We start from the raw sequence: 14,753 nt of genomic DNA on the forward strand, positions 1-14,753 counted from the left end.
GATGGGCTGAGGGGGGATTTGGCTATTTCAAAAGGTATGTTCGGATAGCTTTTGCATCCGCTGCTGTTGATATTTTTTTCCGACCTGCGAATCCCTGAAAAATTGCACATAACTGTGGGAGTGAGCTTGCTCGCGATAGCGTTATGTCAGTCAACTACGATGTTGGCTGTGAAAATGCCATCGCGAGCAAGCTCGCTCCCACAGGTTTTGTATTTTTACCGAGCAAGCTGTCAGGCGACTACAGCCTCGGCCGGCGAGACAATATTGGTTTTCATCCCCCGCGAACGTCCCGAACTCAGGTAGGCCGCAATCGATTCCTGCGTCACCTCACCCAAAAACACCCGCTCGGCATTCATCACCGGCAACCACGAACGATTGAACTCGTACATGCGCGACAGCAGGATGCGTAAATGCTCGTCGTAGGCCGCAGTGGCATTGAACTCCCGCTGATACTGCGCGCAGGTGCCGGTCTGACGGTGCAGGTCGCGACGTCTTACGTAACCCAGGGCCTTGTTCTCCGTGCAGGTCACCACCACGTAGCGGCGGTCATGTTCGTCCATCAGTTCCAGCGCCTCGGCCACCGGGGTTTGCGGGCTGACGGAGGGCGCGTTGTCCGCCGCGTCTTCGGCTTTCACCAGCAACAGGCGTTTCAGCGTGCTGTCCTGGCCGACGAAGTTGCTGACAAACTCATCCGCCGGGTGCGCGAGCAAGGTGTCCGGGTGATCAATCTGCAAAAGCTTGCCGGCGCGGAAAATCGCGATCTTGTCGCCGAGCTTGATCGCCTCGTCGATGTCATGGCTGACCATGATCACGGTCTTGTTCAGCGCCCGCTGCATCTCGAAGAATTCGTTCTGGATCATCTCGCGGTTGATCGGGTCGACCGCGCCGAACGGTTCGTCCATCAACAACAAGGGCGCATCTGCCGCCAGGGCGCGAATCACGCCGATCCGCTGTTGCTGGCCACCGGACAACTCCCGTGGATAGCGATGCAAGTACTGCTTGGGTTCGAGCTTGATCATGCTCATCAACTCGCGGGCGCGGTCGTGGCATTTCTGTTTGTCCCAACCGAGCAGTTTCGGCACGACCACGATGTTTTCTTCGATGGTCATGTTCGGGAACAGGCCGATCTGCTGGATCACGTAGCCGATGTTGCGGCGCAGCGTCACTTCGTCGAGGCCGGTGGTGTCTTCGCCGTTGATCAGGATCTTGCCCGAGGTGGGTTTGATCAGGCGGTTGATCATTTTCAGCGTGGTGCTTTTACCGCAACCCGATGGCCCGAGGAACACGCAGATTTCGCCTTCATTGACGGTCAGGCTCACCGAGTCCACGGCTTTCACATCCTTGCCGTTGCTTTGGAAGGTCTTGCTGAGGTTTTGAAGTTCGATCATTTGAGCAGTCCTTTAGGAGTCAGCGAGCGTTGCAGCACTTGCAGGATCAGGTCGGCGATGATCGCCAGCACACTGACCAGCACGGCGCCGACGATCAGCATCGACATGTCGCTACGGCTGATGGAAGCGAGGATGAGTACACCGAGGCCACCGGCACCGATGGTGGCGGCGATGGTCATGACGCCGATGTTCATGACCACGGCGGTGCGCACGCCGGCAAGGATTACCGGCACGGCGATGGGCAGTTCAACCATGCGCAGGCGCTGGCCGAACGTCATGCCGATGCCACGCGCTGCTTCGCGGATGCCCGGTTCGACGCTGGTCAGGGCCAGGTAGGTGTTACGCATGATCGGCAACAGTGAATAGAGAAACACTGCGGTGATCGCCGGCATCGGGCCGAGGCCCTGGCCGAATTTGGAGTAGAACGGCAGCAACAGGCCGAACAGGGCAATCGACGGCACCGTCAGCAGTACCGTGGCACTGGCCTGCAAAGGCCCGGCGAGACTCGGGAAGCGCGTCATCAGGATGCCCAGTGGCACACCGACCAGAATCGCCAGGGTCACGGCGATGCCGACCAGCGTGATGTGTTGCCCGGTCAGATGCATCGCTTGTTGCCAGTCGAGATGGGAAAAGGCGTTCAAGAATTCCATGACTTCTCCTTCTCAGTTCAATGGATGCTGGCGCAGGAAATCGGCGGCCACGGCTGAAGGGCTCTGGTGATCGACGTCCACCCGCGCGTTGAGCTCGCGCATGGTGTTGTCGTCGAACAGTTCCGCCAGTGGCTTGAGCTGTGCGGCCAGTTGCGGGTGCGCATCGAGATAGGCCTGACGCACCACCGGCGCGGCGGTGTAGTCGGGGAAGTAGTGCTTGTCGTCTTCCAGCAATTTCAGCTTGAAGGCATTGAGGCGACCATCAGTGGTGTAGACCAGGCCGGCAAACACCTGGCCATTGCGCAGCGCGGTATAGACCAGCCCGGCATCCATCTGCCGGATGTTGTTGCGGGTCAGGTTCATGTCGTATAGCTGGACCATGCCGCCCAGGCCGTCGGATCGATTGGCGAACTCGGTGTCCAAAGCCACCAGATGATTGCTCTTCGCTTCGTCCTGCAATACCGCGTTCAGTTCGCTGATGGTGTTGATCTGCGGGTATTCATCGGCAACGTTCTTCGGCAGGGCGAGGGCGTAGGTGTTGCTGAATTTCGACGGGGTAAGCCAGACCAGGCCTTTTTTCGCATCGAGTTCTTTCACCCGGGCATAGGACTGTTCGCTGTCGAGTTTTTCCGTCACATGGTTGTAGGCCACCAGCGACACACCGGTGTATTCCCAGAGCATGTCCAGTTGACCGCTTTCGTGGGCGCTGCGGGCGAGGTTGCTGCCGAGACCGCCGGTCACTTGCACGTCGTAACCCTTGGCGCGCAGGTATTGCGCGGTGATTTCCGCCAGCAGGGTCTGTTCGGTGAATACCCGTGCGCCGATGCGGATCAAGGGTTTTTCCGCGGCTTGGGAAAATCCTGCGCACAGCAGAACGCAGCCTAGTAAAAAGCTTGTTGTTTTCATGAGGGTTCCTTTACCGAGGCTTAGCGCAGGCCGCGTTCGAGCCAGAGGCGACTGCCCAGTGTGACCATGCCGTCCAGCAACAGGGCCAGCAACGCGGTGCAGGCGGCACCGAGCAGCAATTGCGACTGATTGTTCAGGGCAATGCCGGGGAATATCAGGCTGCCAAGACTGTTGGCGCCGATCAGGAACGCCAGCGGCGCCGTCCCGACGTTGATCGCCAACGCCACGCGCACGCCACCGATGATGATCGGCACGGCATTCGGCAGTTCGACTTTCCACAGCACCTGGCGCGGGGTCATGCCGATGCCGACGGCGGCTTCCTTGAGCGAGCCCTGAACGTTTTTCAGGCCCTCATAAGTGTTGCGCACGATAGGCAGCAAGGAGGCGAGGAACAGGGCGAAGATGGCCGGGCCGCTGCCGATGCCGAGGATGCCCAGGGCAATGGCCAGGACGGCCAGGGGCGGAACGGTGTTGCCAATGTTGAAGAGCTGCATGAAGCGTTCAGCGCGACCGACCATGGATGGGCGGCTGAGCAAGATACCGGCGGGGAGGCCCACGACAAGGGCGGCCAGCATGGAAGCGAGGACGAGAATCAGATGAGCTTGCAGGTAAAACAGCAAATCGTCGCGGTAGTGTTCGATCGTGTTGATGCCGATCCATTGGATCAGCAGGGCCAGAAGGGCGATTACCAACGCGCCTCCCATCAGCCCTTTGCCATAGCGGATAGCCACAGGCGGACTCCTTTTTTCAGTCGGCGAACACATTTTCGTGTGGCAATGCCTTGCTTGGCTGCCGAAAAAATGATCGCGAGAAGCAGCTCGAACAGGCCGGTAAAACGGCATGCAATCGAGCCATGAGCACAGCCTCGTCAGGCTGAAATGCGGGTGTTTCAGGTCCCCGACGAGTGGTCGTTACGGGGGAGTGGACGTCTCCGTGCTTTAAAAGGTTCCCACATTAAATGCCATGTGGCCACCTGTAGGAGCTGCCGAAGGCTGCGATCTTTTGACTTTGCTTCTAAAAAATAGGATCAAAAGATCGCAGCCTTCGGCAGCTCCTACAGGGGGGGGCGGGGTGTATGGACGGTGGTCCGTAGATCACTTTTTAAGCTATACTCGCCGCCCTTTTTTGAATCACCTGCCAGGCGATTTCCCATGACCAAACAGGCCGCCGAAGTCGCGAAACGCCGCACTTTCGCCATTATTTCCCACCCCGATGCCGGTAAGACCACCATCACCGAGAAACTCTTGCTGATGGGCAAGGCGATCGCGGTAGCCGGTACGGTGAAATCTCGTAAATCCGACCGCCATGCCACCTCCGACTGGATGGAAATGGAAAAGCAGCGTGGTATTTCCATTACCACGTCGGTCATGCAATTCCCGTATCGCGAGCACATGATCAACCTGCTCGACACCCCGGGCCACGAAGACTTCTCCGAAGATACCTACCGCACCCTGACCGCGGTGGACTCGGCATTGATGGTCCTCGACGGCGGTAAAGGTGTAGAGCCACGGACCATCGCCCTGATGGACGTCTGCCGTCTGCGTGACACGCCGATCGTCAGCTTCATCAACAAACTCGACCGTGACATTCGCGACCCGATCGAACTGCTCGACGAAATCGAAGCCGTCCTCAAGATCAAGGCCGCGCCGATCACCTGGCCGATCGGTTGCTACCGTGACTTCAAAGGTGTGTATCACCTCGCCGATGACTACATCATCGTGTACACCGCCGGTCACGGCCATGAGCGCACTGAAACCAAGATCATCGAGAAGCTCGACTCCGATGAAGCCCGTGCGCACCTGGGTGACGAGTACGAGCGTTTCCTCGAACAGCTTGAGCTGGTGCAGGGCGCCTGCCACGAGTTCAACCAGCAGGAATTCCTCGACGGTCAGCTGACCCCGGTGTTCTTCGGTACGGCCCTGGGCAACTTCGGTGTTGATCACGTCCTCGACGCCGTCGTTGATTGGGCTCCGCGCCCGCTGGCCCGGGTGGCCAACGAGCGTACCGTGGAGCCGGTGGAAGAGAAGTTCTCGGGTTTCATCTTCAAGATCCAGGCGAACATGGACCCGAAACACCGCGACCGAATCGCCTTCATGCGCATCTGCTCCGGCAAGTACGAAAAAGGCATGAAGATGCGCCATGTGCGCACCGGCAAGGACGTGCGGATCGGCGATGCGCTGACCTTCTTCTCCTCCGAGCGTGAGCAACTGGAAGAGGCCTTTGCCGGCGACATCATCGGCCTGCACAACCACGGTACCATCCAGATCGGCGACACCTTCAGCGAAGGCGAAGTCCTGGGCTTCACCGGCATCCCGCACTTCGCCCCGGAACTGTTCCGCCGCGTGCGCCTGAAGGATCCGCTGAAATCCAAGCAATTGCGCCAGGGCTTGCAGCAGCTGGCCGAAGAAGGCGCGACCCAGGTGTTCTTCCCGGAACGCAGTAACGACATCATCCTCGGCGCCGTCGGTGTGCTGCAGTTCGATGTGGTCGCCAGCCGTTTGAAAGAGGAATACAAGGTCGAGTGCTCCTACGAGCCGATCACTGTTTATTCCGCGCGCTGGATCGAATGCAGCGACAAGAAGAAGCTTGAGGAATTCTCCAACAAGGCTGTGGAAAACCTGGCACTGGACGGCGGCGGTCACCTGACCTACCTCGCGCCTACGCGGGTCAACCTGGCTCTGATGGAAGAGCGCTGGCCGGACGTGAAATTCCGCGCGACCCGCGAGCATCACTAAGCGCTGAATGGCGACACCCGAAGGCCCACTGTGTAAGCAGTGGGCTTTTTTTTGTGGATTGATTTTCCGCTGGAGGCGATTGCGTAGGTCTTTTCCTTCGCATTTGTAGCCCGCCTCCGTTTTTGCCCTATGTGGGAGTTTTGCCCGCGACAAGTCAGTCGTTGGCGTTTAGTGTCCAAGACACATTTCGCAATCAGCGGCCATATTGATGATCAAGGGAATGACGCATCGGGTGACTCATCTGCTGAGGCTGGACGGCTATTTCGGCGTGATGGCCTGGGTGCTCGCGGCGCTGTTGTTCATCAATCGAATGAGCAGCATGGTCAAGTTGTTCATGGCGCTGTACCTGCGTCAGGAACTGGGGCTGGCCATTGAAACCGTTGGCTGGCTGTTGTCGGCATACGGCGCTGGATTGCTGATCGGCTCGATGCTCGGTGGTTTGCTCAGTGACCATGTGCGCACGGCACGGCTCACCGCGGCGCTATTCTTTGTGTCGATGTGGGTGCTGATCCTGCTCGGGCTGGTCACGCAGGTGCCGTTTCTGGCCGGGCTGCTGTTGCTCAGCGGGACCGTCGACGGGGCGATCCGTACACTGCATCAGCGGCTGATCATGGAGTATTGCGAGGTTGCGCAGCGTTCCCGGGCACAGGCCTTGAGCCGGGTAGCCCGAAACCTCGGAATGGCCGCTGCCGGGGTGGCCGGCGGCGTTTTGGCGCAGACCGATTTTCGCTGGGTGTTCTTCGCCAGCGCAGCCATGACCCTGCTGGCCTTGCTCTGGTTTGTCCGCACGACATGGCGCCGACCGGTGCTGTTGCCTGATGAGAGACCTGATACCGGCTCAGGCTCATGCGTGCCGTATCGCGACAAACCCTTTCTCTGGTTACTGGCGACGACGGTCTTGCTCGGGATGGCATTCGACACGGTCTACAGCACGCTGGGTAACTATCTGCGTGATTACTATCGCCTGAGCACCGAAGCGATCGGCTGGCAGTTCGCATTGAATGCCGTATTGGTGGTGTCGTTACAGATTCCGTTGGCCCATTGGGGTGAACGTTGGGGCACGCGTCGCCAACTGGTGGCGGGCAGTCTGTTGCTGGCCTGTGGGCTCGGTATGTTGCCGTTGGGTTCCGGGCTGTTCTATGCCTGTCTGTCGACGGTGGTCTGGACATTGGGCGAGGCGCTGTTCATGCCGCCACTGAATGCACGGGTCATGCAGCATGCGCAACGTGGAAAAAGCGGACAGTACTTTGGCGTGTTTTTCATGAGCTGGAGTGCAAGTGCGCTGTTGTCTCCGATGCTTGGCGGTCAGTTGTACGGTCACTTTGGCGGGCACAGTGTGTGGCTGGTCAGTGCGGTATTGGCGCTGCTGTCCATCCCCATGATTTATCAGGCTACCCGCCCTCGCACTCCAGACAAGCTTGAGGGGCAACCTGGCCGAACTGTTTCGCTTAGTTGATCCGGCTATTGGGTATATTTGAAACCGGTCTTTCTGCCGGGTGCATTTCTGCTCGCTCGTCAGCGTCCAATCTGGAGAACCCGGCTGATCGGAACTAGATTTCACTCAGCGCCAGACAGGCACTCCACGAAAGGAAGGAATCGGCTATGAACAGGTTGTTTCGCGTTTTACTGCTGTTGAAGGTGTTGGTGATGCTATCGCTCGGGACGTCGACGGCGTGGGCCGAGTGCATCGATCACGGGGAACAGGCTTCGAGCGGGCAAGCGGGATACGCGGGGTTGATGCTCGCCAAATCCGAATCGGAGCCGGGAGATCAGGGGCAGGGTGGTGCTGACAACGACGATGATGAGACCACCGACGAGCCGGACTCCGATGATCCCGACGAAGGCGATAGCCAGACGTAATCGCTCGATGGCGAGCGGTAGAAGGGGTTGGGTTACAACTCCAACCCTGTGGGAGCGGGCTTGCTCGCGAAAGCGGTGTGTCAGTCAGCATTAATTTTGAATGGCAGATCGCATTCGCGAGCAAGCCCGCTCCCACTGTTTTTATGCCGCGCCGTCGAGAACGGGATCAGGCCTGGAGCCCGTAGACGACCGGGCCGCGATTCCCCATTTCGATGAACGCCTCGCCGCCAACGATAATGCGAGCACCGCTCTGGACCTTCACATCCCAGGGCAATCCTCCTGAAGGACCAAAAGAAACCCACCCGGCCCCAGTCCCTCCGAAGTGGGTGTCATAGTTTCCATTGGGCAACAACCTGCCAGCGATGATATGGAGTGCCCGGTTGTAACCAACCACGACAATCTTGTCGTCCGGCTGCTGGGCCAGGGATCGCCAGAAGGTTTCAGGACCGGTGTTGGTGAATACAGGAAGCCCGCCATTCCACTCCTTATCGGGGTGACCGTCTGCGGTAAACCTCATCGCCATGCCCATGCTCTCCTGGAGACCGCCGGCACATGCCAGCTTGCCATCAGCCTGTGCGATGAGTTGACTCATTTTGAGTGAGCCATCCGTTGATGCCAGGAAAGTAAAACCATCGACACCAAATTGGCTATCGACCCGCCCCTCCAGATCAAATCGTGCAAGAACGAGCTGACCGGATGTGGTGGTTCCGCCAACAACGATGTTTCCCTCTTGAATCACAACGCTGCAAAGCCGGATGAAATCGCCCGCGGTTTCGATCTCGAGAAAACCGCGATCGCCGAAACCGGTATCGAGTTCGCCGTTACTGTGCAGGCGAACCAGCAGTGACCCTTCGGACTCACTGATGAAATAGCTGAACGCCACAAGCACTTTTCCATCCCCCTGCAGACAGCCGTCGATCAACGCCACTTGGGAATAATCATGCTGTGCTACAGGAATGACGACACTGCCGAAGTCCAGGTCAGGGCTGCCGTTGGCATGAAAACGTCTCAGTGCTGCCCGGCCAATGCCGTCGGGTTCCCGGGTATCACCGATCACCAGGATCTTGCGATCCTCTTGCAGTAGCAAACGCGACGGACTTGCCTTTTTACCGCTGACGAATTGCCACTCACCTGTGTTCCCGTCATTGCCAAACGCCTTGTCCTTGATACCGTCAGAATCGGTGCGATACACAGTGAAACCCTCTCCCTGCCGAGTGGCGTAGGTCAGTTCACCTTCACCCGATAACACAACGGCCCTGACCGAGCCGGCCAGAAAGTCGGGTCTGATCTGTCCAAAAACACCAAATGCCAGGTCTAGTTGACCAGCGTTTTCGTCTGTTGCTTGAATTTCCATGATGCTTGCACCTGTCCCTGTAGTTTGAATGTTTCCGGGTCTACGCCTTGTGTCACGTGACACAGGACTCTCCGATAGGATTCAAACAAAGCAGCTGGGCGTGCGTAACTGTCAGAAATGGCCGTGCGCTTGTGCAAACAAAAGAAAACCCCTCCTCCGTCGATTGATGCGCAATCGCAAGAGAAGGGGGTTTGCCTGATTCAAGCGCGCCCCAATGACCGAGGCGTTTTTTTATGCCGCGCCGTCGAGGAATTGCTCGGCGTAGTGGCAAGCCACCTGGCGGTTGTCGAGCAGGCGCAGGGCCGGCTCTTCAGTGCTGCAACGCTCGGTGGCGTATGGGCAGCGCTTGTGGAAGGCGCAGCCCGGTGGCGGGTTCAGCGGGTTGGGCAACTCGCCGACGATCTTGATTTTCGGCTTGTCCGGATCCGGGTGGATGGCTGGCGTCGCCGACAACAGTGCCTGGGTGTAGGGGTGCAGGGGACGGGAGTAGATATCCTCTTTCGTGCCCATTTCCACCGGGCGACCCAGGTACATCACCATCACATGGTCGGCCACGTGGCGAACCACCGCCAGGTTGTGGGAGATGAACACGTAGGCGGTGTTGAACTCTTGCTGCAGATCCATGAACAGGTTGAGCACCTGTGCCTGAATCGACACGTCCAGCGCCGAGGTCGGTTCGTCTGCCACCAGCACTTTGGGTTGCAGCATCATCGCGCGAGCCAGGGCGATCCGCTGGCGCTGACCGCCGGAAAACATGTGCGGATAACGCTGGTAGTGCTCGGGACGCAAGCCCACCTGCTTCATCATCGCCTGGACTTTCTCACGACGTTCCGCAGCGCTCAGGTTGGTGTTGATCAACAGTGGCTCGGCCAGTTGGTCGCCAACTTTCTGCCGTGGGTTCAACGAGGCGTACGGACTCTGGAACACCATCTGCACGTCTTTGCGTAGTTGCTTGCGCTGGGCCTTGTCGGCACCGGCGACTTCCTGGCCGGCGATTTTCAGGGAGCCGGAGGACGGCTCTTCGATCAGGGTCAGGGCACGGGCCAGGGTGGATTTGCCGCAACCGGATTCACCGACGACAGCGAGGGTCTTGCCGGCTTCCAGTTCGAACGACACGCCGTTGAGGGCGCGCACGGTGGCGTGACCCTTGAACAGGCCTCGGGACACCTCGTAGTGACGGGTCAGGTCGCGGGCGGTAAGTACGACGGCCATTACGCCACCTCCTGGTTCAGCGGGTAGAAGCAGCGAGCGAGGCTGTTGCTTTTCTGGTCAAGGGCCGGACGTTGTTGACGGCAGTTGTCTTTCACGTACGGGCAGCGTGGCGACAGCAGGCAACCCTGCGGACGGTCGTAGCGACCGGGAACGATGCCCGGCAGGGTCGACAGGCGCGAGGCCCCCAGGCTGTGTTCCGGAATCGCCTTGAGCAGCGCTTCGCTGTACGGATGTGCCGGAATGTCGAACAGTTGCGGCACCTGACCGACTTCGACCGCTTGGCCGGCGTACATCACGCATACGCGCTGGGCGGTTTCGGCCACGACCGCGAGGTCGTGGGTGATCAGCACCAGGCCCATGTTCTGCTCTTTCTGCAACGCCAGCAGCAGTTCCATGATCTGCGCCTGAATCGTCACGTCGAGTGCTGTGGTCGGTTCGTCGGCGATCAGCAGTTTCGGTTCGCCGGCAATCGCCATGGCAATCGCGACACGCTGGCTCATACCGCCGGACAGTTGATGCGGGTAGGCGTCCATACGGCTGGCTGCACCCGGGATTTCAACTTTTTCCAGCAGTTCGATGGCACGCTTGCGGGCCGCCTTGCCGGACATTTTCAGGTGCAGGCGCAGCACTTCCTCGATCTGGAAGCCGACGGTGTAGCTCGGGTTCAGCGCGGTCATCGGATCCTGGAAGACCATGGACAGGTCTTTGCCGACAATCTGCCGACGCTGGCGATTGTTCAGCTTGAGCATGTCCTTGCCGTCAAAGCTGAGTGAGTCGGCGGTAACGATGCCGGGGTGCTCGATCAGGCCCATCAGCGCCATCATGGTCACGGACTTGCCGGAACCGGACTCGCCAACGATGGCCAGCACTTCGCCCTTGTCCACTTTCAGGTCGAGGCCGTCGACCACTGGCGTGGCGTTCTTGTCGCCGAAGCGAACGTTGAGATTCTTGATTTCTAACAGTGACATGGGAATCTCCTCAGGCGGCGTTCTTGAGTTTCGGGTCCAGCGCGTCGCGCAGGCCGTCACCCATCAAGTTGATTGCCAGCACGCTGAGCAAAATGGTCAAACCGGGCAGGCTCACCACCCACCAGGCGCGTTCGATGTAGTCGCGGGCCGAAGCCAGCATGGTGCCCCACTCAGGGGTTGGCGGTTGTACGCCAAGGCCGAGGAAGCCCAGTGCGGCGGCATCGAGGATCGCCGAAGAGAAACTCAGGGTGGCCTGAACGATCAGCGGCGCCATGCAGTTGGGCAGCACGGTGACGAACATCAGGCGCGGCAGGCCGGCACCGGCCAGACGCGCGGCAGTCACATAGTCGCGGTTCAGTTCACCCATCACCGCGGCGCGGGTCAGACGAACGTAGGACGGCAGGGACACCACGGCGATGGCGATCACGGTGTTGATCAGGCCAGGGCCGAGGATGGCGACGATCGCCACGGCCAGCAGCAGGGACGGCAGGGCCAGCATGATGTCCATCAGGCGCATGATGGTCGGGCCGAGCACGCGCGGGAAGAACCCGGCGAACAGACCCAGCAGGATCCCCGGGATCAGCGACATCACCACCGACGACAAGCCGATCAGCAGCGACAGGCGCGAGCCGGTAATCAGGCGCGACAGCAGGTCGCGACCCAGTTCATCGGTACCGAGCAGGAACTGCAGTTGCCCACCTTCCAGCCAGGCCGGCGGGGTCAGCAGGAAATCGCGGTACTGCTCGCTCGGGTTGTGGGGGGCGACCCACGGGGCGAAGATGGCGCAGAAAATCACCAGCAGCATGAACATCAGGCCGGCGACGGCGCCTTTGTTCTTGGAGAACGCTTGCCAGAATTCTTTGTACGGAGACGGGTACAGCAGGCTTTGATCGACTGCTACCGATGGAATTGGAGTGGTCATGGTCATGATCTCAGCGCTGATGACGGATGCGTGGGTTGGCAAAGCCGTAGAGGATGTCCACTACGAAGTTGACCAGAATCACCAGGCAGGCGATTAACAGGATGCCGTTTTGCACGACGGGATAGTCTCGGGCGCCAATGGCTTCGATCAGCCATTTGCCGATGCCGGGCCACGAGAAGATGGTTTCGGTCAGGACCGCACCGGCCAGCAGGGTGCCGACTTGCAGGCCGACCACGGTCAGTACCGGAATCAGCGCGTTACGCAGGCCGTGCACGAACACCACGCGCGACGGCGACAGGCCCTTCGCCTTGGCGGTGCGGATGTAGTCTTCACGCAGTACTTCGAGCATCGAGGAGCGGGTCATCCGCGCGATCACCGCCAGCGGGATGGTCCCCAGCACGATGGCCGGCAGGATCAGGTGGTGCAGGGCGTCGAAGAAGGCGTCCGGCTCGTTGGCCAGCAGCGTATCGATCAGCATGAAGCCGGTGCGTGGCTCGATGTCGTAGAGCAGGTCGATCCGTCCGGATACCGGGGTCCAGCCCAGGCTCACCGAGAAGAACATGATCAGGATCAGGCCCCACCAGAAGATCGGCATCGAGTATCCCGCCAGGGAGACACCCATCACCCCATGGTCGAACAGGGACCCTCGCTTGAGTGCCGCGATCACCCCGGCCAGAAGGCCCAGGATGCCGGCGAACAACAGGGCGGCCATGGACAGTTCCAGGGTCGCGGGGAACAGGGACGTGAATTCGTTCCAGACGCTTTCACGGGTACGCAGGGATTCCCCGAGGTCGCCGTGGGCCAGTTTGCCGATGTAATCCAGGTACTGGGCATACAGGGGTTTGTTCAGACCTAGGCGTTCCATTGCCTGAGCGTGCATTTCCGGGTCGACTCTGCGTTCGCCCATCATGACTTCCACGGGGTCGCCAGGGATCATGCGAATCAACGCGAATGTCAGCAAGGTGATGCCGAAAAACGTGGGGATCAATAACCCCAGTCGGCGGGCAATAAAACTAAACATCGTAAGGTGTACCTCATCAGCCGGTTAGGCGTGCCCGGCATCCCTGCGTCAGGAATGCCGGGAGTTTTCTTATCTACTTCACCTGGGTGGTGGCGAAGTTGTTCGTGGTGAGGGGGCTAATGTGATAGCCCTCTACGTTGTTGCGCATTGCGGTAAACATTCTAGTGTGCGCCATGCTGATCCATGGCTGGTCCTGGTTAAAAATAACCTGGGCCTGCTCGTAGAGCGCTGCACGTTCGGCCGGATCGGTTTTTTCCCGGGCCTGGTCGATCAGCGCCTGGAACTTGTCATTGCACCAGCGTGCGTAGTTTTCTCCGTTCTTGGCCGCTTCACAACTGAGCATAGGCGTCAGGAAGTTATCCGGGTCGCCGTTATCGCCCGCCCATCCGGCGGAAACCATGTCGTGCTCGCCGTTTTTGGCGCGTTTGAGCATTTCGCCCCATTCCATCACGCGGATGTCGATCTTGATCCCGACCTTGGCCAGGTCGGCTTGCATCATCTGCGCGCCGAGCATCGGGTTCGGGTTGGTGGCACCACCGCCGTTACGGGTGAACAGGGTGAATACCGTGCCTTCCGGTACGCCGGCTTCCTTGAGCAGGGCGCGGGCCTTGTCCAGGTCACGGGGCGGATTCTTCAGGTCGTGGTTGTAGCCCAGCAGGGTGTCCGGGAACGGGTTGACCGCCGCGGTCGCATTGCCTTTGCCGAACAGCGCGTTGACGGCTGCTTCCTTGTCGAAGGCGATGTCGATGGCTTTACGCACACGCACGTCGCTCAGGTATTTGTGAGTGGTGTTGATGGCGATGTACGCAACGGTCATCGCGTTCAGTTCGTCGACTTTGAGCTTGGTGTCTTTCCTGATGCTCTGGATGTCGTCCGGTTTCGGGTACAGCGCGACCTGGCATTCGTTGGCCTTGAGCTTCTGCAGGCGCACGTTGTTGTCGGTGGCGATGGCGAAGATCAATGAGTCAGCCGGTGCCTTGCCACGGAAGTAGTCCGGGTTGGCCTTGAAACGAACCTGGGCATCCTTGTTGTAGCGCTGGAAGACGAACGGGCCGGTGCCGACGGGCTTGTTGTTCAGATCGCCGGTCTTGCCGGCCTTGAGCAACTGGTCGGCGTATTCGGCGGAGTAGATCGAAGAAAACGCCATGGCGATGTCGGCCAGGAACGGCGCTTCGCGACGGGTCAGGGTGAACTTGACTGTGTTGTCGTCGACTTTCTCGACGCTTTTCAGCAGCTCTTTGAAGCCCATGCTTTCAAAGTACGGGAAGCCAACGCTCGACAGTTTGTGCCACGGATGATTCGGGTCCAGCTGGCGCTGGAAGCTCCAGACCACGTCGTCGGCATTCATGTCGCGGGTCGGCTTGAAGTATTCGGTGGTGTGGAACTTGACGCCTTTACGCAGGTGGAACGTGTACGTCAGACCGTCCTCGCTGATGTCCCAGGATTCGGCCAGTGCCGGAATCACATCAGTGGTGCCGGGCTTGAAGTCCGCCAGGCGATTGAAGATGGTTTCGGCCACGGCGTCGGCTGTGACTGCAGTCGTGTACTGGACCATGTCGAAGCCTTCGGGGCTGTTTTCGGTGCAAACCACCAAGGGTTTGGCCGAGACGCCGACAGCGACACTGAGCAACGCGGCCGCGATGGCCGCACGTAGGGGAAGCATTTTCATCAAGAACCCTCTGCAATCAGTTAAAGGACAAAAGCCGAACGGTCGATTCGTCATCGAATCAGCCGTTC

The 14,753-nt window shown here is 59.4% G+C and carries 13 protein-coding genes; 3 read left to right on the plus strand and 10 right to left on the minus strand.

Annotated features, from left to right (window positions below; genetic code table 11):
• Positions 1–230: 230 nt before the first annotated feature.
• From KW846_RS11670 to KW846_RS11685, 4 genes are read right to left on the minus strand one after another with little or no spacing between them, the layout of a single operon-like run.
• The gene (locus tag KW846_RS11670) at positions 231–1,388 is read right to left on the minus strand and encodes a betaine/proline/choline family ABC transporter ATP-binding protein (RefSeq protein WP_218482333.1); all 1,158 of its coding nucleotides are present in this window, start codon (positions 1,386–1,388) and stop codon (positions 231–233) included.
• Positions 1,385–2,038 (minus strand): ABC transporter permease, encoded by a 654-nt coding sequence (locus tag KW846_RS11675; protein WP_102698853.1) that lies wholly within the window; start codon positions 2,036–2,038, stop codon positions 1,385–1,387. The genes KW846_RS11670 and KW846_RS11675 overlap by 4 nt, the downstream gene beginning before the upstream one ends.
• 12 nt (positions 2,039–2,050) lie before the next feature.
• Positions 2,051–2,944, minus strand: a complete 894-nt coding sequence (locus KW846_RS11680; RefSeq protein WP_218482334.1) for a glycine betaine ABC transporter substrate-binding protein — start codon at positions 2,942–2,944, stop codon at positions 2,051–2,053.
• Between the two features lie 20 nt (positions 2,945–2,964).
• Positions 2,965–3,708 carry an ABC transporter permease gene (locus tag KW846_RS11685; RefSeq protein WP_371321744.1) on the minus strand — a complete coding sequence of 248 codons (744 nt, stop codon included), beginning with the start codon at positions 3,706–3,708 and terminating at the stop codon, positions 2,965–2,967.
• Between the two features lie 387 nt (positions 3,709–4,095).
• On the opposite strand from KW846_RS11685, the gene KW846_RS11690 reads away from it, so the two are divergent.
• The 3 genes from KW846_RS11690 (at position 4,096) to KW846_RS11700 (ending at position 7,539) form a co-directional block, all read left to right on the plus strand.
• Positions 4,096–5,679 carry a peptide chain release factor 3 gene (locus KW846_RS11690; RefSeq protein ID WP_007973058.1) on the plus strand — a complete coding sequence of 528 codons (1,584 nt, stop codon included), beginning with the start codon at positions 4,096–4,098 and terminating at the stop codon, positions 5,677–5,679.
• Positions 5,680–5,899: 220 nt separating this feature from the next.
• Positions 5,900–7,135, plus strand: coding sequence for an MFS transporter (locus KW846_RS11695; RefSeq protein ID WP_218482335.1), 1,236 nt, complete (start codon positions 5,900–5,902; stop codon positions 7,133–7,135).
• 146 nt (positions 7,136–7,281) lie between these two features.
• The gene (locus KW846_RS11700) at positions 7,282–7,539 is read left to right on the plus strand and encodes a hypothetical protein (protein WP_218482336.1); all 258 of its coding nucleotides are present in this window, start codon (positions 7,282–7,284) and stop codon (positions 7,537–7,539) included.
• A gap of 166 nt (positions 7,540–7,705) precedes the next feature.
• Here the strand turns inward: KW846_RS11700 and KW846_RS11705 are convergent, their stop codons facing one another.
• From KW846_RS11705 to KW846_RS11730, 6 genes are all read right to left on the minus strand, one after another.
• Positions 7,706–8,893 carry a hypothetical protein gene (locus KW846_RS11705; RefSeq protein ID WP_218482337.1) on the minus strand — a complete coding sequence of 396 codons (1,188 nt, stop codon included), beginning with the start codon at positions 8,891–8,893 and terminating at the stop codon, positions 7,706–7,708.
• A 231-nt stretch (positions 8,894–9,124) separates the two neighbouring features.
• Positions 9,125–10,105: a peptide ABC transporter ATP-binding protein gene (locus KW846_RS11710; protein ID WP_015093469.1), complete on the minus strand. Its 981-nt coding sequence runs from the start codon at positions 10,103–10,105 to the stop codon at positions 9,125–9,127.
• Positions 10,105–11,073 carry an ABC transporter ATP-binding protein gene (locus tag KW846_RS11715; protein ID WP_218482338.1) on the minus strand — a complete coding sequence of 323 codons (969 nt, stop codon included), beginning with the start codon at positions 11,071–11,073 and terminating at the stop codon, positions 10,105–10,107. Before KW846_RS11715 ends, KW846_RS11710 begins: the two co-directional genes overlap by 1 nt.
• 10 nt (positions 11,074–11,083) lie before the next feature.
• Positions 11,084–11,995, minus strand: a complete 912-nt coding sequence (locus KW846_RS11720) for an ABC transporter permease subunit (protein WP_007973050.1) — start codon at positions 11,993–11,995, stop codon at positions 11,084–11,086.
• A 10-nt stretch (positions 11,996–12,005) separates the two neighbouring features.
• Positions 12,006–13,016, minus strand: a complete 1,011-nt coding sequence (locus KW846_RS11725) for an ABC transporter permease subunit (RefSeq protein ID WP_007973049.1) — start codon at positions 13,014–13,016, stop codon at positions 12,006–12,008.
• A gap of 73 nt (positions 13,017–13,089) precedes the next feature.
• Positions 13,090–14,685 carry an ABC transporter substrate-binding protein gene (locus tag KW846_RS11730; protein WP_007973048.1) on the minus strand — a complete coding sequence of 532 codons (1,596 nt, stop codon included), beginning with the start codon at positions 14,683–14,685 and terminating at the stop codon, positions 13,090–13,092.
• Between the last annotated feature and the right edge of the window lie 68 nt (positions 14,686–14,753).

This window comes from Pseudomonas sp. PDM32 (genome assembly GCF_019219225.1).
Taxonomy (GTDB): Bacteria; Pseudomonadota; Gammaproteobacteria; order Pseudomonadales; family Pseudomonadaceae; genus Aquipseudomonas; species Aquipseudomonas laurylsulfatiphila.

What these genes read in the sequence shown, in the direction of transcription:
- KW846_RS11670 (WP_218482333.1), bottom strand. Translation starts at nt 1,388, where the DNA reads ATGATCGAACTTCAAAACCTCAGCAAGACCTTCCAAAGCAACGGCAAG.
- KW846_RS11675 (WP_102698853.1), bottom strand. Translation starts at nt 2,038, where the DNA reads ATGGAATTCTTGAACGCCTTTTCCCATCTCGACTGGCAACAAGCGATG.
- KW846_RS11680 (WP_218482334.1), bottom strand. Translation starts at nt 2,944, where the DNA reads ATGAAAACAACAAGCTTTTTACTAGGCTGCGTTCTGCTGTGCGCAGGA.
- KW846_RS11685 (WP_371321744.1), bottom strand. Translation starts at nt 3,708, where the DNA reads ATGTGTTCGCCGACTGAAAAAAGGAGTCCGCCTGTGGCTATCCGCTAT.
- KW846_RS11690 (WP_007973058.1), top strand. Translation starts at nt 4,096, where the DNA reads ATGACCAAACAGGCCGCCGAAGTCGCGAAACGCCGCACTTTCGCCATT.
- KW846_RS11695 (WP_218482335.1), top strand. Translation starts at nt 5,900, where the DNA reads ATGACGCATCGGGTGACTCATCTGCTGAGGCTGGACGGCTATTTCGGC.
- KW846_RS11700 (WP_218482336.1), top strand. Translation starts at nt 7,282, where the DNA reads ATGAACAGGTTGTTTCGCGTTTTACTGCTGTTGAAGGTGTTGGTGATG.
- KW846_RS11705 (WP_218482337.1), bottom strand. Translation starts at nt 8,893, where the DNA reads ATGGAAATTCAAGCAACAGACGAAAACGCTGGTCAACTAGACCTGGCA.
- KW846_RS11710 (WP_015093469.1), bottom strand. Translation starts at nt 10,105, where the DNA reads ATGGCCGTCGTACTTACCGCCCGCGACCTGACCCGTCACTACGAGGTG.
- KW846_RS11715 (WP_218482338.1), bottom strand. Translation starts at nt 11,073, where the DNA reads ATGTCACTGTTAGAAATCAAGAATCTCAACGTTCGCTTCGGCGACAAG.
- KW846_RS11720 (WP_007973050.1), bottom strand. Translation starts at nt 11,995, where the DNA reads ATGACCACTCCAATTCCATCGGTAGCAGTCGATCAAAGCCTGCTGTAC.
- KW846_RS11725 (WP_007973049.1), bottom strand. Translation starts at nt 13,016, where the DNA reads ATGTTTAGTTTTATTGCCCGCCGACTGGGGTTATTGATCCCCACGTTT.
- KW846_RS11730 (WP_007973048.1), bottom strand. Translation starts at nt 14,685, where the DNA reads ATGAAAATGCTTCCCCTACGTGCGGCCATCGCGGCCGCGTTGCTCAGT.